This is a genomic window from Martinezella lusitana, assembly GCF_900094565.1.
In the GTDB taxonomy this organism is placed as follows: Bacteria; Pseudomonadota; Alphaproteobacteria; order Rhizobiales; family Rhizobiaceae; genus Rhizobium; species Rhizobium lusitanum.
The window spans coordinates 34,263-51,390 of sequence record NZ_FMAF01000023.1 but is presented as its reverse complement, the minus strand read 5'-3'; the positions used below and the strand labels follow the sequence as shown (position 1 = coordinate 51,390).

16 protein-coding genes and 3 pseudogenes are annotated in these 17,128 nt (G+C 57.4%); 15 read left to right on the top strand and 4 right to left on the bottom strand.

Going from position 1 to position 17,128, the window contains the following annotated elements:
• Positions 1-4 precede the first annotated feature (4 nt).
• The 4 genes and pseudogenes from GA0061101_RS40945 to GA0061101_RS29195 all read left to right on the top strand — a co-directional run.
• A pseudogene (locus GA0061101_RS40945) lies at positions 5-259 on the top strand (Tn3 family transposase); the annotation flags it as partial.
• 98 nt (positions 260-357) lie between these two features.
• Positions 358-801 (top strand): NUDIX hydrolase, encoded by a 444-nt coding sequence (locus GA0061101_RS29205; protein ID WP_047557140.1) that lies wholly within the window; start codon positions 358-360, stop codon positions 799-801.
• A 365-nt stretch (positions 802-1,166) separates the two neighbouring features.
• A complete protein-coding gene (locus tag GA0061101_RS29200) occupies positions 1,167-1,439 on the top strand; it encodes an AbrB/MazE/SpoVT family DNA-binding domain-containing protein (protein WP_047640007.1) in 273 nt (90 codons plus the stop codon).
• The gene (locus GA0061101_RS29195; RefSeq protein ID WP_047640009.1) at positions 1,436-1,837 is read left to right on the top strand and encodes a type II toxin-antitoxin system VapC family toxin; all 402 of its coding nucleotides are present in this window, start codon (positions 1,436-1,438) and stop codon (positions 1,835-1,837) included. The genes GA0061101_RS29200 and GA0061101_RS29195 overlap by 4 nt, the downstream gene beginning before the upstream one ends.
• A gap of 193 nt (positions 1,838-2,030) precedes the next feature.
• Here GA0061101_RS29195 and GA0061101_RS29190 read toward each other — a convergent pair.
• Positions 2,031-2,662, bottom strand: a pseudogene (locus tag GA0061101_RS29190) (integrase core domain-containing protein); the annotation flags it as partial.
• Between the two features lie 215 nt (positions 2,663-2,877).
• Here GA0061101_RS29190 and GA0061101_RS29185 point away from each other — a divergent pair.
• Entirely contained in the window at positions 2,878-4,710 is a 1,833-nt protein-coding gene (locus GA0061101_RS29185) for a methyl-accepting chemotaxis protein (protein WP_047640011.1), read from the top strand.
• A gap of 24 nt (positions 4,711-4,734) precedes the next feature.
• Here GA0061101_RS29185 and GA0061101_RS38910 read toward each other — a convergent pair.
• Positions 4,735-5,027, bottom strand: a pseudogene (locus GA0061101_RS38910) (DUF1612 domain-containing protein); the annotation flags it as partial.
• Positions 5,028-5,158: 131 nt separating this feature from the next.
• Positions 5,159-6,073, bottom strand: coding sequence for a LysR family transcriptional regulator (locus GA0061101_RS29175; protein ID WP_047640099.1), 915 nt, complete (start codon positions 6,071-6,073; stop codon positions 5,159-5,161).
• Positions 6,074-6,245: 172 nt separating this feature from the next.
• On the opposite strand from GA0061101_RS29175, the gene GA0061101_RS29170 reads away from it, so the two are divergent.
• The 6 genes from GA0061101_RS29170 (at position 6,246) to GA0061101_RS40795 (ending at position 11,752) form a co-directional block, all read left to right on the top strand.
• Complete coding sequence (locus tag GA0061101_RS29170) at positions 6,246-7,526, top strand: serine hydrolase domain-containing protein (protein ID WP_047640012.1); 1,281 nt, start codon at positions 6,246-6,248, stop codon at positions 7,524-7,526.
• Positions 7,527-7,556: 30 nt separating this feature from the next.
• Positions 7,557-8,438, top strand: coding sequence for an NmrA family NAD(P)-binding protein (locus tag GA0061101_RS29165; protein WP_047640013.1), 882 nt, complete (start codon positions 7,557-7,559; stop codon positions 8,436-8,438).
• Between the two features lie 69 nt (positions 8,439-8,507).
• Positions 8,508-9,335: an aldo/keto reductase gene (locus tag GA0061101_RS29160; RefSeq protein WP_092576417.1), complete on the top strand. Its 828-nt coding sequence runs from the start codon at positions 8,508-8,510 to the stop codon at positions 9,333-9,335.
• Between the two features lie 224 nt (positions 9,336-9,559).
• Positions 9,560-10,777 (top strand): phthiocerol/phthiodiolone dimycocerosyl transferase family protein, encoded by a 1,218-nt coding sequence (locus GA0061101_RS29155; RefSeq protein WP_047640015.1) that lies wholly within the window; start codon positions 9,560-9,562, stop codon positions 10,775-10,777.
• Between the two features lie 85 nt (positions 10,778-10,862).
• Positions 10,863-11,573, top strand: coding sequence for an IS6 family transposase (locus GA0061101_RS29150; protein WP_092576414.1), 711 nt, complete (start codon positions 10,863-10,865; stop codon positions 11,571-11,573).
• A 62-nt stretch (positions 11,574-11,635) separates the two neighbouring features.
• Entirely contained in the window at positions 11,636-11,752 is a 117-nt protein-coding gene (locus GA0061101_RS40795; protein ID WP_280951446.1) for a zinc-binding dehydrogenase, read from the top strand.
• 570 nt (positions 11,753-12,322) lie between these two features.
• Here the strand turns inward: GA0061101_RS40795 and araD1 are convergent.
• Entirely contained in the window at positions 12,323-13,315 is a 993-nt protein-coding gene (gene araD1 / locus GA0061101_RS29140; protein WP_092576411.1) for an AraD1 family protein, read from the bottom strand.
• A 295-nt stretch (positions 13,316-13,610) separates the two neighbouring features.
• On the opposite strand from araD1, the gene GA0061101_RS29135 reads away from it, so the two are divergent.
• From GA0061101_RS29135 to GA0061101_RS29120, 4 genes are all read left to right on the top strand, one after another.
• Positions 13,611-14,417, top strand: coding sequence for an IclR family transcriptional regulator (locus GA0061101_RS29135; RefSeq protein ID WP_047640018.1), 807 nt, complete (start codon positions 13,611-13,613; stop codon positions 14,415-14,417).
• A gap of 216 nt (positions 14,418-14,633) precedes the next feature.
• Positions 14,634-15,128 carry an amino acid ABC transporter permease gene (locus GA0061101_RS41150; protein ID WP_245297600.1) on the top strand — a complete coding sequence of 165 codons (495 nt, stop codon included), beginning with the start codon at positions 14,634-14,636 and terminating at the stop codon, positions 15,126-15,128.
• A complete protein-coding gene (locus GA0061101_RS29125) occupies positions 15,125-15,907 on the top strand; it encodes an SDR family NAD(P)-dependent oxidoreductase (protein ID WP_376774260.1) in 783 nt (260 codons plus the stop codon). Before GA0061101_RS41150 ends, GA0061101_RS29125 begins: the two co-directional genes overlap by 4 nt.
• A 141-nt stretch (positions 15,908-16,048) precedes the next feature.
• Positions 16,049-17,074 (top strand): ABC transporter substrate-binding protein, encoded by a 1,026-nt coding sequence (locus GA0061101_RS29120; RefSeq protein WP_092576401.1) that lies wholly within the window; start codon positions 16,049-16,051, stop codon positions 17,072-17,074.
• Positions 17,075-17,128: the final 54 nt, after the last annotated feature.

Here is a 17,128-nt window from a genome sequence, read left to right as displayed (position 1 = left end):
ATAAGCTTTGTCGGCGTCTCCAGTCGATGCATGCTTCAGCGCCATCGTGCATTGGAACACCGTCTATCTCAGCCGGGCCACGACCCACCTGCGCCAGCGGGGCCGTAATATTGCTAACGAGCAGCTGAAGCACGTATCCCCACTCAGTTGGGAGCATATTAATCTCACCGGCATCTATTCCTGGGACGCCGAGCGGCAGGTGGCTGGGGGTTTCAGGCCGTTGCGGCTTACCGGCCGACTTCTTCGCGCGGCGCAGTAGTTGACCTCGTCTATTCGAAAACAATATGGCGCCGCAACCGCTCTATTGGCCCGCCTAGGCCCATTGCGTTCGTTGGTTGGCTATACTATCCGTCGCCTATGAGCACTCTGCGTTCGAACATCAATGTGAAGGCTATTGGCCTTCATTGGCGAGATAATCGCCTCCTGGCCGCCGAAGTCTACGATAGCGAGGGCCGCGTCGCTGGCGTTCGTCCGCTCGGGGGAACGGTGGAGTTCGGCGAAAGCTCGCAAATTGCTCTCAAGCGCGAGTTCCTTGAAGAGCTCGGCGTTGAAGTAGAGGTGCTGTCGGACCCACTGGTCATTGAGAATTTATTCGTCTTTGAAGGCGAGAACGGCCACGAGATAATGTTCGTGTTCGAGATCGAATTTGTTTCTGATGATTATCGACATCACGAAACAATCACCTTCAACGAAAGTGACGGAACATCCGGTGTTGCACGGTGGTACGCCTTGGAAGAGCTTGATCGTCCCGGCTCACCAAGCCTCTATCCCAAAGGGTTGAAGGCACTGCTAGCCAGGTAGCTGCGACTGACCTCCGTTTCCGGCGCAAAACTCTCTTTCGAACATTGATTGGTTGCTTCCACGGCGCTTTTAGTGCGCGTTCACGCGGCGACCCATCTTAGCGTACGATTTTCTGCAAATGTTGTTCGGACCCCAATAGGCCCCTGCTACTCTACGGAAAATCTCTTCGATGTCGCGGGCAACCCGCCGGCGTGGCTGGGGCGAAGCGATTAACCACAGCGCAGGCGGAAAAGCATGTCGAAATCGGCAGCATCTGGGATAGGCAGAACTACACCGGCATTTTCTTGTGACAAACAATGAGCAGCCGGACTTGAATCAGCATGGGATGGCATATACATTATGGCATATACAAAGGAGGGTGTCATATGTCCGTATCATTGCCGTCATCAAGACCGAAAGAAGTGAAGCTGTTCCGCAATAACCGTAGCCAGGCGGTACGCATCCCTGCGGAGTTCGAGTTGCCAGGAGATCGCGTGTTGATCCACCGCGAAGGGGATAAGCTGATCATTGAGCCCGTAACCAAGCCGTCCAATATCGTAGAGCTTATTGCCGATTGGAGGAAGGACACTCCACTCGGGCCTGAAGACCAGTTCCCAGATATTGAGGACGTGCCTGCCAAGCCGGAGAACATTTATTGAGCGGCTACTTGCTTGATACGAACATCATCAGCGACATCATACGCAATCCCTTTGGACCGGTGGCACGGCGCATCGAGGATGTAGATCCCAAAGAGATTTGTACCAGCATCATCGTCGCATCGGAGTTGCGATACGGCTGCGCAAAAAAAGGATCGGCCAAACTATTGGCCAAGGTCGAAAGCATACTCGAAACGCTCCCAATTCTGCCGCTGGATATCCCCGCCGATATCAAATACGGCGACATTCGCGCCGCCTTGGAAGCTGCAGGACAGACCATCGGCCTGAACGATCTGCTGATCGCCGCACATGCTTGTGCACTCGACCTGACACTTGTGACTGACAATATGCACGAATTTCAGCGCATTAGCGGCCTCAAACTCGAAAACTGGCTCGAGTGATAGCGGGCGGCGCCATGGGCGCTGAAGGCAATATGTCGCCGACCTTCAATTTCATCGACATATTGTGTCTGCGCGATCTCCAAATGAGACCGGCATGAAACAGGCGAAGGGTCAGCTTATCGGCTACGCACGCGTTTCTACGGATGAACAGGCAACCGATGCCCGGGAGATCGAGTGACCTGCCACTGAAGTTTCATCCAACGACGACTAGAGCCCCGGCGGTTTTGAATACGCCAAATGGCGCGGTTTGAGCAACCGGCTGAAACGCGAAGCTTTCATCTTGCGCAGTGTTGGAGCCGGTTGCGGCGATGGTCCCGGCAAAGTCTGCCGGGGTTTGGTATCCGAGCGATGAGTGCGGCCGGAAAGGGTTGTAATCGTCCGCCCATTCAGCAATGGCGCGGCGGGCATGATCGAGGCCGAAGAACAGGCTTTCGTTGAGCAGCTCGTCGCGCATGCGCCCGTTGAAACTTTCGACACAGCCATTCTGCATCGGCTTTCCCGGCGCGATGTAGTGCCATTCGACCTTGTGATCTTTCGACCAGGTGAGGATGGCATTCCAAGTGAGTTCGGTGCCGTTGTCGGAAACGACCATTCCTGGCTTGCCGCGTCGTTCGATCAGCGTCGTCAGTTCTCGAGCGACACGTCGACCGGAGATCGAGGTGTCCGGGATCGCTCCAGGCATTCGCGCGTCACATCATCGACAATGTTGAGGACGCGGAAGCGTCTGCCGCAGGCAAACTGGTCATGCACAAAGTCCAGCGACCAGCGGGCATTGGCCTTCGCTTCGACCAGGATCGGAGCACGCGTGCCGACAGCACGGCGTCGGGTCCAGCCCGAGGGGTTCACTCCATAACCGGCTCAATTTTGAGCGGAAACCAACAGCTCATCTAAGCAAGTTATTTTTTTATTTAAATTTAGAATCTAATCTTAGCTCTGGGATGCATGTTGCGTTCGGTGATGCGCAGGAGGCGCAGGAATTGTTGCCAATGTGACCCAGTCTTCGCGACGGGCACGACAGCAACTCAGCGCGGTGGGTATCGATGAAGAACATGAAAATCTCGCTCCAGCTGTTTTTGCTGGTTGGAGCCATGATAACGACTTTCGCAGTCCTGACATTCCTTCAGATTCGGTCCTCAACGACGGCCATCTACCATGAGCGCTATGAAATGCTGCGCACGCAAGTGGAAACGGCTATCTCCATACTGAAGGACTATCAAAGCCGGGTCGAGAAGGGCCAATTGTCGCTTGATGAAGCCAAGAAGCAGGCTTATGGCCAGCTCAACAAGATGACCTTCGAGCCGGACGGATATTTCTACGGATACGACTACAATGTCGTGCTGGTATTTCATCCGACCTCGCCGAGTGTCGGCCAAAGCAACAAAGGCGTGAAGGACGCCAATGGCTTTGCCTATCGCGACGAACTCGTTCGGCTGGGCCGGGCCGGCGGCGGCTATGTCGAGTTCATCGGCCCGAAGCCGGGCAAGGACCCGAATGACCGAAGCTACTCCAAAGCAAGTTATGCCAAAGTCTTCGAACCATGGCAGATCGTCATCATTACAGGGCTTTACACGGACGATCTGAAAGAAGATATCCGATATTCGACCATCAAAATAGTCGGCGGCTCCGCGCTTGCGTTCCTGCTGGCGATTGCTGCGGCCTATTTCATCATCCGAGGGATTTCGCGTCCGCTCAATGCCATCCACGACGCGCTGAATGCCGTGGCCGATGAAGACGTCACCCTGGATATTCCCCACACCGACATGGGCAATGAAGTGGGCAAGATGGCGCGTGCGACCAAGGCACTCCAGGAGAAAGTGCGCGAGCGCCACACTATGCTGGCACGGCAGGAAGAGCAGCAGCACGAACTGGACGCCGAGCGCCAGCGCAATCTTGATGCCCAGCGTAAGGAAGCCGAAGAGCAAACGCATGTGGTCGCCACCATCGGCGTCTCGCTCGAGAAGCTCTCTGTCGGCGACCTCACGGTTCGCTGCGCCGATCTAGGTCCAAAGTACGAGGGTCTGCGCCATAACTTTAACGATGCCCTTTCCCGCCTCGAACAGGCCATGAGCCGCGTCAACCTGAAAGGCACCGATATCAGTGTTTCCAAGGAAGAGATCCGTCGCGCTTCTAACGAGCTTGCACAGCGCACCGAGCGTCAGGCCGCCAATCTGGAAGAGACCTCCGCAGCTCTCGACGAGCTGACGGTGGCGGTTCGCCAGACGGCGGAGGGTGCCCGGGAAGCTGCAAGCCGTGTGGCGTCCGTCAGTCAGGAAGCGCGCCAGAGTGACGGTATTGTCGGGCAGGCGATCGCCGCCATGAGCGGTATCGAGCAATCGGCCACCGAGATCACCAAGATCATTGGCGTCATCGACGAGATCGCCTTCCAGACCAACCTGCTCGCCCTCAATGCGGGCGTGGAAGCGGCGCGCGCCGGCGACAGCGGCAAGGGCTTTGCGGTCGTTGCTCAGGAGGTGCGCGAACTTGCTCAACGCTCTGCCGCGGCCGCCAAGGAAATTAAGGAGCAGATCGCCCGCTCCAGCGGCCAGGTTGAACAGGGTGTGCAAATGGTCGGTAAGACCGGCGAGGCACTGAAGCGGATCTCCAGCCAGATCACCGCCGCCGATGATATCGTCTCGAAAATCGCGCACAGCGCTCAGGAGCAGGATTCGACCCTGCGCTCGATTTCCTCTGCGCTCAACCTGCTCGACACGGCTACCCAGCAGAACGCCGCCATGGCGGAAGAAACGACCGCTTCGGCAGAAGTTCTCGCCAACGACACTGGCGACCTGCTGGATCTTATCCGAGGCTTCCGCACCAATAGCTCTGCAAGCGAGCTATATAGAATAGGCCATCAGATGCGACGCGCAGGCTGAACAGGCCCTCCCAACACCTGTGCTGGATTCGCGATCGCGATGCCGGCGCCGATCGACCAGAATTGTTTTGAGGCCGAGATTGATCGCGACCAGATAGGCGCCTGACGTGACGCCGGCCTACCGCAGGATCGAGGCGCAAGGCAGCCGGAAGAGCCACGGCGCATGCTGAAGCCGGAAAGTTCGTTCCAAGCATCGAGGGTAATGATCGCCTGCAACACCTCCAGCAAGTCCTCCTCTTGGCGCAACATGCCGCACCATTCGTTGAGCCGCTCGTCTTCGTCCCAGTGGAGATCATAGACCATCGGATCTTTTTCGGCCACAGGCGTGTACCCCCGGGCAAATGTTTCGATCCATCTGCTTGAAAAACAGAGTCCACAGTTCCGACGGCACCTTGTTATGTGAAACGAGGAACGGTCTCACACCCGCCCGGCAATGTCTTGTCTTTCGCTTAGCCGTCGCGCGCTTTTTCCTTGGCGATCTGCTGTACAAAATCAAGGAAAGCTCTGACCTTTGCCGGTGGCAGATGGCGCGCCGGATGGTACGCATACAAGGGATAATGTTCGTCCGACCAGTCTTTGAGAATTTGTCTCAGCCCGCCGCTTTTAAGCCAGGGATCCAAACCGATCTCCAGGCTCTGAAAGATACCTTGACCGGCCATGCAGGCGGCAATGGCTGCGGATGGGTCGTCGAAAATTATCCTGCCGTCGACTTTCACGCTGACAACTTCACCACCTCGATGAAATTCCCAAGGGAAAGCTCGGCCGGTTTCCGGGTCCCGGAACAGAATAACTTCGTGACCACTTATTTCCTCCGGTCGGACCGGCTCGCCGAGTTTCTCGAGATAGGCGGGGGCTGCGCAAGTGATGACGCGGATATCCAGAAGCTTTCTTGCTATGAGTGACCCGGCATTCGTCGAGCCAAATCTGACAGCCACATCGAACCCGCTCATCATATCGTCACGCGCGTTCGTCGTCATAAGATCGATTTTCAGATCTGGATATTTTTCGGTGAGCCGCGGAAGCTGAGGCGCTAATACCATCCTTGCGAACCAAGGGTCGATCGATACGCGCAGCCTCCCGGCGACCGCAGCTGCCGATCCCGCGGCGGTCGCGGCGGCCTCCTCCAGACCGGCGACGAGCGGTAGGGCCTGTAGACGAAACAGACGTCCCTCTTCAGTCAGCGCGACGGAACGTGGTGTGCGGTCAAACAGACGTACGCCCATCCTCGTCTCAAGTCGCCCGATTGACCGGCTGACGCCGGAAGGGGTCACTCCCAATACGTCCGCGGCCTTGGCGAAATTGCCGGCGTCGGCAACTGCCAAGAATACACTCACCCCAGTGAGAAGACGTCCGTCAAAACTCATGACAAGGCTTTCGCATTCCGTGGAAAGGAATAACAGTGATTTTTTGTCATTTGTAATATGACTATTATGATCTTTTAGCATGCCATGGCTCTTGATAGGTATTCACCGTCGGCCTTTCGAAGGCGAGCGGTTTACCAGACCCGCGATCCGTCTGGATTCAAGGTAAACAATCATGAATGAGATCACGAGAAGAGCGGTGCTGACGCGCGGCACCATGGCCGTCGCGGCGGCATATCTTGGGGCAAGCGCTGTTCAGGCAGCAAGCCAGAGCCCACGCCTCAAAAATGCGAAGTTTAAGTCCATCGATGCCGCGATAGAGAAGGCAGTCAATGACCGCACGGTCGCTGGTGCAGTAGCTATGGCTGCAACGCAGAAGGGCATCGTCTATGAAGGCCTCTTCGGCAAGGCAAATGTAGACACCGGTACCGCGATGAGGCCTGACACGGTCTTTTGGCTTCTGTCGATGACGAAGGCGATTACGGCGACCGCATGCATGCAACTGGTTGAGCAGGGCCGCCTCAAGCTGGATGACGATGCGTCGAAATACCTGCCGCAGCTTGCTGCACCCAAGGTGCTGGTGGGTTTTGATGCCAACGGTCAGCCACAGCTGCGTCCCGCCAGGAACTCAATCAAGGTTCATCACCTTCTGACGCATACCTCCGGCTACACTTATGCGAACTGGAGTGATGTGATAGTGCGGTACGAGACCGCCACCGGCTTACCCGATATCGCCACCTGCCAGAACGCCGCCTTCAATGTGCCGCTCGAATTCGAGCCGGGGGAGCGCTGGCAGTACGGCATCAGCATGGACTGGACTGGCAAGCTGGTCGAAGCTGTTAGCGATCAGTCGTTGGAAGTCTATTTTCGCGAGAACATTTTCGCGCCACTTGCAATGAAGGATTCGGGGTTTCTGATCAGCAGCGAGCAGAAGCGCCGTGTCGCGACATGCTTCAGCAGAGAGACTGACGGCGGCTTGAAAGCGATGCCGTTCGAGATGCCTCAGAGGCCGGAATTTTTCATGGGCGGTGGCGGCGCATACAGCACCCCGCAAGACTACATGATGCTCCTTCAGGCATTGCTCCATGGAGGCAAGTTGAACGGGGTTCAGATCCTCAAGCCTGAGACCGTCGCGATGATGATGCAGAATCAGATCGGGGATCTGAATGTTCGCAAGATGGAGTCGGCCGCACCGGCCTACTCGAACAGCTTCGATCAGTTTCCGGATCAGAAGCACAAATGGGGCTACTCCTTCGACATCAACACTGAGGCGGGCCCGCACGGCCGCTCTGCGGGAAGCGTGTCCTGGGCCGGACTGCTCAATTGCCACTTCTGGATCGATCCCGTCCGTAAGGTCACCGGATCCCTCTTTACGCAGCTCCTTCCCTTCTATGACGACCGCGTCGTTGCTCTCTACGGCGACTTCGAACGCGGGCTCTATGACGGCCTCGCTTAATCTCTCCTCTTTCTGAATGGAAAATCAGACATGTACGCTATCACTGGAATCACCGGCAAAGTCGGCGGCGCGCTTGCGCGGACCCTGCTTGCAAACGGCAAGGCCGTCCGTGCGATCGTTCGCGATCAGGCCAAGGGCGCATCATGGGCCGCTCTCGGCTGCGAGGTTGCTCTAGCCGAGATGGAAGACGCAAAGGCGCTGTCGGCCGCCTTTGTCGGCGCCGAAGCCGTGTTCATTCTTCCGCCGTCCGAGTTCGACCCCGAGCCTGGCTATCCCGAGGCGCAAAAGGTGATCGACAGTGTCGTCGCCGCTCTAAAGACCGCACACCCGAAAAAAGTCCTCTGCCTGTCGACGATCGGCGCAGACGCGAAAGAGGACAATCTGCTGTCCCAGCGCACGATGCTGGAAAAAGCCCTCAACGAACTTGACCTGCCTGTCACCTTCCTCCGGCCCGCATGGTTCATGGAAAATGCACTTTGGGACGTAGGCGCGGCCCGCGACACTGGCATTCTTTACAGCTTCCTGCAGCCCGCGGACAAAAAGTTCCCGATGATCGCAACGAAGGACATCGGGATCCTGGCGGGAGAACTAATCCAGCAGGATTGGACCGGAAAACGGGTCATCGAGTTGGAGGCTGCTCAGCGTGTATCGCCAAATGACCTCGCGCAAGCGTTCGAAGTTGCGCTCAAGAGGCCGGTGAAGGTCGAGGTTGTCAACCGCGAAACCTGGGAGGACCTGTTCCGCTCGCAAGGGATGAAGAACCCGACGCCGCGTATTCGCATGCTCGACGGCTTCAATGAAAGCTGGATCGAGTTCAAGGACAGCGGCCGCCTCGCGAAAAAGGGAAATACCTCGCTGCAGCAGGTCGTAGACGCACTCGTGGCCGGTGACAACACCGACGATCGCGCCTGATAGAGCGATTAGGATGCAGGGGGTTCTTCCGCCTGCATCTCCAGCTTTGTTGTGGAAGGAGAATATTCAATGGACACAATCGAAACGCAGGGTGTGACGATACCTCGTCTTGGCCTCGGAACGTTCCGGATGCCGGGCGTCAGCGCGCAGCCGGCGGTGGAAACCGCGCTTTCGCTCGGATATCGGCATATTGATACCGCGGCAATGTATGAAAATGAGGCGGCGGTCGGTACGGCAATCGCAGGCTCGGGCATTCATCGTCGCGAACTCTTCGTCACGACCAAGGTCTGGCACGATCAACTGGCGCCGGAAGCTTTGCAGCGAGCCTTTGCTACAAGCCTCGAAAAGCTGAAGATGGACTATGTCGATCTTTTTCTCGTGCATTGGCCATCGGCCGACATGGACATAGCCTCAACCCTGACTGCGATGGCGCGTCTTCGTGAACATGGCTATGCGAGAGCGATCGGCGTGTGCAATTTCAACATGCCAATGATCCGGCGCGTTGTGGAAGACATACGGGTTCCGATCGCAGTTCATCAGATCGAGTACCATCCGTATCGGTCGCAAGCGCCGATGCTTCAGTACCTGCGCACCAAGGGAATTGCGCTGACTGCTTATGCCCCTTTGGCGCAGGGCCGCGCGGCGAGCGACCCAATCCTGCAGTCGATTGGCCTGAAACACAATGTTAGCGGGTCGCAAGTCGCTGTCGCATGGCTCCTCGGCCAGGAAGGGGTGATCGCGATCCCGAAGGCTGCGCGAACCGAAACTCAAAAGGCAAATCTCGATGCAGCATCGATCCGGCTGGATGACGAAGACCTCTCCTTGATAGCCTCCCTCCCCAAGGACCAACGCTTCGTCAATCCGCCTTTTGCGTGTGACTGGAATGCCACCGACTGAGACTGGCGATTATTCAGGAGCGCTTTCGGTCACGACAGTGAGCGAGCAGCGTGTCCTCTACAGTGAATTCGTGATCGCGCACCCTATGGAGGGCGGCGCTGTATCAGGCGCCATGTCCCAAACGTGGTCGCCTTTCGGCGAAGAGGCTTCACTGGGTCAACGTCGATCCAAGTAGTTCCTGACAGCCGATAAAATCGAATGATTAGAATGAAAAGGATAGCGTTTTGGATACTGATTTCGACGTGGTGCGACCGCTGGGCGTCATTGAGGAGTTCTTCTGGCTCTTCGATCACAGTTGTCCCAAGCATTTCTGTATCGTCGCAGAGATAAAGGGACGAACTCTCGTGACTGATTGGAGGGCGGCTGTGGATGCATTGCAGGCACGTCATCCAATGCTGTCTGTTTCGATCGATTCCACGCGACAGCGAGTACCCCACTTCCACCGATGCTCCCGACGCCCCATCCCGCTGCGCGTCGCGCCTCCTGGAACAACGTGGGAGAGAGAAGCGGAACGTGAGATCAGTACGCTGTTTGATCCGACGAAGGGGCCGCTTGCTCGCGTGGTGTTGATCCATGAGCTTGAGAAGTCGTTCGTTCTGCTGGTCACCCATCACGCGATTGCTGATGGCTTGTCATCAATCTTTATGCTGCGCGATTTACTTTCGGCAATTTCAGGGCAGCGACTGGATCCCTATGAATTCCCGCCCTCGATCGACCAGAAATTGGGTGTTCCTACACGGCCATCATCGGCGCCTGGCAAGAAATTCTCGCACACGCTGGCTGTCGAATGCTTGAAAAAGCCTGTGCACGTCACAAGCCTCATCCTCAAACCCGAAACGACTGGCCTACTTCGCGAGCGTGCTCGTCTTGAACGGACCACTATACACGGTATCGTTTGTGCCACAGCAACTTTGGCAGGGCGCAGTATTGACCCAACGTGGCGCGACGGTGCGGTAAGCATCTTCTCTCCGGTGGACCTTCGCAAGCTACTTGAGCTAAACGACGAGTGCGTTGTTGCAATAGCCAAAGCTACAACGTTGATCGAACCCAACGCGCCTGACGATGCGTGGGAGATGGCTAGGTCCGTCACTGCTTCCTTACTTCCGCTTAAGACGCTAGAAGGCGGAGCGCCCGTATTCAGTGCGGTCTATGATGCAATGTCGACTGACATGGATGAAGCTGAAGGCGCTCGTTTCAACGCAGACGCCTTCTCCGAAACCATGCTTGTCTCCAATCTTGGGCAGCTTCCTTATTCCTCATCGATCGGAAATCTGACGATCGAGGCTCTTTGGGCTCCTGTCGTCCTTCGAGGCCATGATGGCGAGCAAACCATTGGCCTCTCGACCGTCAACGGCGCGCTCCATCTCGTCCATTCCAGCTGGTACCCTCTGCCCGGCTTCTTAGAAGAGATCGAGCACAGACTGCAAAAGGCATCGATTTGACCTCCACACGCCCCAAACGAGCATGACGATGTTGCTGCGGTACTGCCAAGTTGTTTGAGGCTGGCGTGTCAGGTATCGACGCGCAATGAAATTGCCGCGCCTTTTTCCCCGGCTGAAGGGGTTTCGCTTTCCGCGTGAGATTGTTGCTTATGCGGTGGGGGCCTATTACCGGTTTTCGCTGAGCACGGCGGATGTGGAAGACCTGCTTGCTGAACGCGGCGTGATCGTTAGCCGGGAAACTGTTCGATTATGGATTAATCGCTTTGACCGCCATTTTGCCACCTGCATTCGCAGGGACCGCCCCAAGCCAAATGACAAGTGGCATATGGATGAGTCCGTCATTGCAATCGGCGGACAGAAGTTCTGGCTCTGGCGGGCGATCGATGCGGATGGCGATATGCTCGACATCTTGGTTCAGCGGCGCCGCAACACCAAGGCGGCCAAGCGTTTCTTCTCCGGACTGGTCAGGCAATTTGGCGAGCCGCGCGTCGTCGTCACGGACAAGCTTGGCAGCTATGTCAAGCTTATACAGACCCTGGCGCCGGATGCCGATCATCGGGCGCATAAGGGCGTGAACAACAGAATTGAAAACTCGCACCGGTTGACCCGAAAACGCGAGAAGATCATGGGGCGGTTCAAATCGCCTCGTCAGGCGCAACGCTTCCTGTCAGCCCATGACCAAATCAATACGATCTTCCGCGCTCGCCGCGACAGTCTTACCGCCATTTCATACCGCCATGCACGGATTGACGCATTCGGCCTGTGGGCCGAGTACACCGCCGAAATGGCGGCGTAAAATAGCCGCCCCGTAATGGCACGCGACCAGCCTCAAACAACTTGGCAATACCGGTAGGACAAGTGCTCAAGCCGGTCATTGGAGCGGTATATCCGCTCACGGCTACATCGGACGCCCATCGCCGGATGGAGGCGGGCGGGTTGTCTGGGAAGGTCGTTCTGACGGATTTTCCTGAATAACGCAGGCACACGGTAAGTCCGACCAATCGCCTTGATGGGAATTAAACCGGGGGCCTTGCTTTCGTAAGTACCTTGGATACTTGATTTCCTTAAGGCACTTGACGCCTCACCCGTGCGGTCGCAGTTAGATAGTTGTTGCGACGGAAGCCTAGCTCAAGATTAGCCTGATAACCCAATGCGTTTTAGCGCGGTCGATGACACGACTAAAATCCAAATCTCGAAATGGGCCTCGTCGAGCAATGGCGTTATCTTTCGATCAGTCAAATTGTTTGATTGGAACCAGCTGATGACTGCTGGGAAAGGCATCCAGTTTCAAGTGAGACGTGGCACGCTAACGCTGTCAACTATGATAGAATTTTCCGCCGGACATTGCGGCGTTCGGCGATGTCGCATTGTTTCATTTACCCACCCGCGAGCCTTTGCTCATAAACTCTGGCAGTTTCGCCGGTCGCATCTTCCCACATGTCAGGCTCAATATCCCTAAGGGCAGATGACATGACATCGCCCTTGGAAACCACCATTGTCTCAAGCGGCCAATCGTAGAAACTCTTAACCGCTCGAAGCTCTTCCTCAGAGTTGTCGTACTTTGACCGTGACAGGCTCTGACGATATCATAGCGTTGCGCAACGGCCGACCAAAGACAGGAACGTCTATCTCAAAGACATCCCCTGCCATCGTTGTCACGCCATTGGCGCAACTGAGGATCGCTGCGCCGAAGAAATAGGCATGCAGGTCGCCTGGGCGGCGAAACATCTCATAACGAAAATGATAATGTTCCAGATTCTGGATCGAATGCGACATATTCGCTTCGCCGCTCAAGAACTCACCTTGCCAGATCGATGCGCCGTCGCGCAGAATCTGGATCCGGCCCTCAACATTTTGCGGCAAGGTGCCAACAAGCATTTCAGGGCCAAAGGAGCAAGCCCTGAGCTTGGAATGCGCCAGATAAAGATAATTCTGCGCTTCCGTCACTTGGTCCGAGAACTCGTTGCCGATCGCAAAACCGAGGCGCCAGGGCGTACCATCCGGGCCGATCAGATAAAGACCGACGATCTCGGCTTCCTCGCCACCGGCCAAGGCAAAGGATGGCAAGGGTAACGGCGCTTCCGGCGGCACAACACAGGTGCCAACCCCCTTGAAAAACCACTCCGGCTGCACGCCGATCTCGCCTTCCGCCGGCTTTCCGCCGTCGAGACCCATCCGAAAGATCTTCATAGAGTCAGTCATCTCGGCTTCGGGGCCGTGAGCAAGGTCATGCATCCGGTCCCTGGCATCGGCGCTGCCGAGATGGGTCAGACCGGTACCCGTGATCAGGAAGCGCGCCGGTTCCGGGTGGTCAAGCGGTGGCAGGATCCGCCCTTCCGCGACAATGGCGTCGTAGTCTTCGCGTTCGTCGCCGAGCTGGCCGGAGACGACCTCATCCAGACTGATACCCGAGGAGATGGCTGCCTGCGCCAGATCGTAAACGGTGTGCTCGCGTGTGGTCAGACGAAGCTCGCCATCAGCACCGACGGCGCCGACACGCCGCTCGCCGCGTCTATTGGTGAACTGAACGAGGCGCATTTGGGCTCTCCGTGGTTTGGTCGATCACTATCGCCTTCTCGAGGAAGGCGGCGGATCTCAAAGGTTTTGGGACGGGCACCAGCCCGATGAGACGGCAGGCAATTGATTAGTGATGAAGCCGGAAGCCTCAACGCGCAGGACATCAGCCGCGGAAATAAGCGAATATTTTAAGGCCACACCTAAATTGTTCTGTTATACCGAACGACGTTCTGTTATACAAACGATAGAGCGCTGGAGCGGACCTGTCAACTGCAGGGCCGACTGGCCTGCATCCCACCCGTTCAACGAGGCTTCCGTGAAAGAAGAAACGGCCAAGACCGACGACAAATACGCACTTCGCAGCGTCAGCCGCGCGCTCGATATCCTCCATGTCCTGGGTGAACACAGCGCCGAGGGAATGACTGTCGCAGAACTGGCCGACAGTATCGGGGTGTCGAAAAGCACCGCATTTACCCTGCTGCAGACCTTGCTTGCGCGCGGTTTCATCGCCGATGAACGGCTCGGGGGTTCACGACGTTACCGGCTCGGACTGGCGCTGGTGCATCTGGGTGATCGCGCCGCCGCCAACACCGGCATCACGCAGATCGCCATGCCGCTGCTGCAGCAGCTGACCCAGGAAACCGGGCTCACATCTCGCCTTGCCGTCCTTGACGATGGCTACGCGGTTGCCATCAGCCGTGTCGATGCGCCGGGCATATTCCGGCTGGCCGGCTCGTTGGGCACCCGGGAATTGCCGCATTGCTCGGGTGTCGGCAAGGCCTTGCTGGCCTTGCTGCCACCGGCCCGCGTCTTTCAGATCCTGAAGCGGATAGGCATGCCGAGCCGCACCGAACATACGATCACCGAACCTGCCGAGCTTGTGAAGAACCTCGTTGACGTCGCCGACCGCGGCTATGCATTCGACGACGAGGAAGACAATCTCGGCGTCATATGCGTGGCAGCTGCCGTTACCGACCGCAGCGGCGATGGCGTTGCGGCCATCAGCGTCACCAGCATGAAGGGCGGGCGCAGCCTGGAGGACATGCATGATCTCGGCCGCGCCGTACGGGCGTGTGCCGACAAGATCAGCCGATTGCTTGGCGCGAACATTCCTGACGCCTGATTGAGCGAGCGGCGCGGCCGCTGACGGCATAGCAAGACGCACGCCGACCTGCAACGACGACAGTTGACAAACCCACGAAGACACCCCTATCATCCGTATAACCGAACGGCGTTCCGTATAACAGAACAATTTTGACAGACATCCCGGAAAAGAACTGAGGGCATCCTGGGGAACGGGTGCACCTTTCAGTCGCCCGGCTTTTCAGAAAGCTTTTACGTGACGACATTCTCGGACATGTTCAATTTCGATGGCTTCAGTGACTACCTGCCCGATCTCGTGCTGGGAACGATCACCAGCCTTGAACTGACGATGTGGATCATGCTCATCAGCCTGCCTTGCGGGCTTCTGCTGGCTCTGGCCAAGGTCGGGCGTTCGAAGCTGCTGCGGGTTCTTGCTTCCGCCTACATCGAAATCATCCGCGGCACTCCGGCGCTTCTGCAGCTGTTTTATATCTATTTCGTTCTTCCGGCTTTCGGCATCCGCCTCAACCCTTTCATGGCCGGCGTCATCGGCCTTTCAATCAACTGCTCGGCCTATCTGTCCGAGGTTTACAGGGCCGGGATTGTCGCTGTTCCGAAAGGACAGGTGGAGGCTGCCAAAGCCTCTATGTCGAACGGGTCACGCAGGCCGATACCGGCTGCGATTTCGATTTCCTTGTCGGCTGCCGCGATGCCGGCATCCCCCGTAACTCCCATTAGGCGGAACGCATGATGAGCAACCAGCCGATCAATTTTGCCAGCTATCCAAGCCTCAAGGGCAAAAGCATCTTTATCACCGGCGGCGGCGGCGGCATCGGCGAAAGCCTGGTCAGGCATTTCTGTGCCCAGGCCAGCCATGTGGCGTTCGTCGACATCGCCGAGGAACCGTCGCGCAAGCTTGTCGACGCGATCGCGGCTGATGGGGATCGCCCACCGCTTTTCATCCCCTGCGACATCAGGGATATCGAGGCCCTGAAGGCAGCGGTTGCCGAGGCCGCCGAGCGGAGCGGCCCGATCCAGGTGCTCTGCAACAATGCCGGCAGCGATGATCGCCACCAGACGGAAGACGTGACAGTCGCCTATTGGGATGATCGCATGGCCGTAAACCTGCGCCATCAGTTTTTCGCCGCGCAGACCGTGCGTCCCTATATGAAGGCCCTTGGCGGCGGTTCGATCATCAATTTCGGCTCCATCACATGGATGGTCGGTGACCCCGATTGCCCGGCCTATGTCACGGCCAAGGCCGCTGTCTACGGCATGACGCGTGCCCTGGCGCGGGAACTGGGGCCGGAGCGGATCCGCGTCAATTGCATGGTGCCGGGCTGGGTCATGACCGAGCGGCAGATGCGCCTTTGGCTGACGCCAGCCGGCGAGCGCCAAATCGAGGAACGGCAATGCCTTCCCGATCGCCTGCAGCCTTCCGACATCGCGCGCATGGCCCTGTTTCTCGCCGCCGACGACAGCGCCATGTGCACCAGCCAACAGTTCATCGTCGATGGGGGCTGGGTATGAGATCGAGGGAAACCTATTCGGAAAGCCGTTTCACAACCGGGTCGAACGGAGGTCCCCAGCCGGTCTGGTGACCGTCACACGACCACTGCGATAATTCACTTACCGATCGCATTTGAACACCAAACAAAAAAGGGAACGACAATGGGATTCAAGACGCTTTTTACAGGGATGGCCGCCGCCAGCCTTGCCGTGTCGATGATGGCATCGGCCGCCTTCGCCGAAAATCTCCGCGTCATGGCCTGGGATGGCTATGCCGACAAGGACTGGGTGAAGGAATTTACCGCAGAGACCGGCATCGGCGTCGATGTCGTCTTCATCGGCAGCGATGATGAAGCATGGGCAAAGATGAAGGGCAGCGAAGGCAAGGATTTCGACGTTTTCGCCGTCAATACCGCCCAGCTCCAGCGCTATATCACAGCCGACCTGGTAACGCCGATCGACGTCGATGCGCTGCCGAACCAGAAGGAAGTGCTGCCGCGCTTTCGCGATCTGACCACCGTGCATGGCGACACCAAGGACGGCAAGGTCTACGGCATTCCCTTCTGCTTCGACTCGATCGGCCTGATTTACGACACCGACAAGGTCAAGCCGGCGCCGACATCGATGTCGGTCCTGTGGGACCCGGCCTACCAGGGCAAGGTGCTCGCCTATGACAACGGCGAGCACAATGTGTCCTTCACCGCCCTCACCCTGGGCTACCAGGATCCGTTCCATCTCGACGCGAAGCAGCTGGCGGCCGTCCAGGCCAAGCTGATTGACCTTAAGCACAATGTGCTGAGCTTCTACACGACGGCTGACGAGGCCCAGCAGATCTACAAGGCCAACGACGTCGCGTTGATCTGGGCCAACTACGGCCAGCAGCAGCTCAAGGCCCTCCAGGCCATCGGTGCCCATGTTGCCTACATCAATGCGAGCGAAGGCGCGCTGGCCTGGCTCGACAACTGGGTCATTTCAAAGGGCGTCCACGACAAGTCTGCGGCCGAGAAGTGGATCAACTTCATGATCTCCAAGACGGTCAGCTCGCAGCTCTCGGAACGGACCGGCTTCGGCAACACGGTCACTGCAACGGCAAGCGCCGGCGGTAATGACAAGCTGATCTGGCTCGACAATGTCGAAGATCCGCTCAAGCGTTCGGATATCTGGAACGAGGTCAAGGCAACGCCTTGATCCTCAACACGGACTCTTCTTGAATAAGGTGGCCCGGCTCCTTCCGGGCCACCG

Bases quoted from the DNA above. Each gene is read 5' to 3' on its own strand.
- GA0061101_RS29160 (WP_092576417.1), top strand. From the start codon at position 8,508: ATGGACACAATCGAAACGCAGGGTGTGACGATACCTCGTCTTGGCCTC.
- GA0061101_RS29200 (WP_047640007.1), top strand. From the start codon at position 1,167: ATGTCCGTATCATTGCCGTCATCAAGACCGAAAGAAGTGAAGCTGTTC.
- GA0061101_RS29185 (WP_047640011.1), top strand. From the start codon at position 2,878: ATGAAGAACATGAAAATCTCGCTCCAGCTGTTTTTGCTGGTTGGAGCC.
- GA0061101_RS29170 (WP_047640012.1), top strand. From the start codon at position 6,246: ATGAATGAGATCACGAGAAGAGCGGTGCTGACGCGCGGCACCATGGCC.
- GA0061101_RS29175 (WP_047640099.1), bottom strand. From the start codon at position 6,073: ATGAGTTTTGACGGACGTCTTCTCACTGGGGTGAGTGTATTCTTGGCA.
- GA0061101_RS29205 (WP_047557140.1), top strand. From the start codon at position 358: ATGAGCACTCTGCGTTCGAACATCAATGTGAAGGCTATTGGCCTTCAT.
- GA0061101_RS29165 (WP_047640013.1), top strand. From the start codon at position 7,557: ATGTACGCTATCACTGGAATCACCGGCAAAGTCGGCGGCGCGCTTGCG.
- GA0061101_RS29120 (WP_092576401.1), top strand. From the start codon at position 16,049: ATGGGATTCAAGACGCTTTTTACAGGGATGGCCGCCGCCAGCCTTGCC.
- GA0061101_RS29150 (WP_092576414.1), top strand. From the start codon at position 10,863: ATGAAATTGCCGCGCCTTTTTCCCCGGCTGAAGGGGTTTCGCTTTCCG.
- araD1 (WP_092576411.1), bottom strand. From the start codon at position 13,315: ATGCGCCTCGTTCAGTTCACCAATAGACGCGGCGAGCGGCGTGTCGGC.
- GA0061101_RS29125 (WP_376774260.1), top strand. From the start codon at position 15,125: ATGATGAGCAACCAGCCGATCAATTTTGCCAGCTATCCAAGCCTCAAG.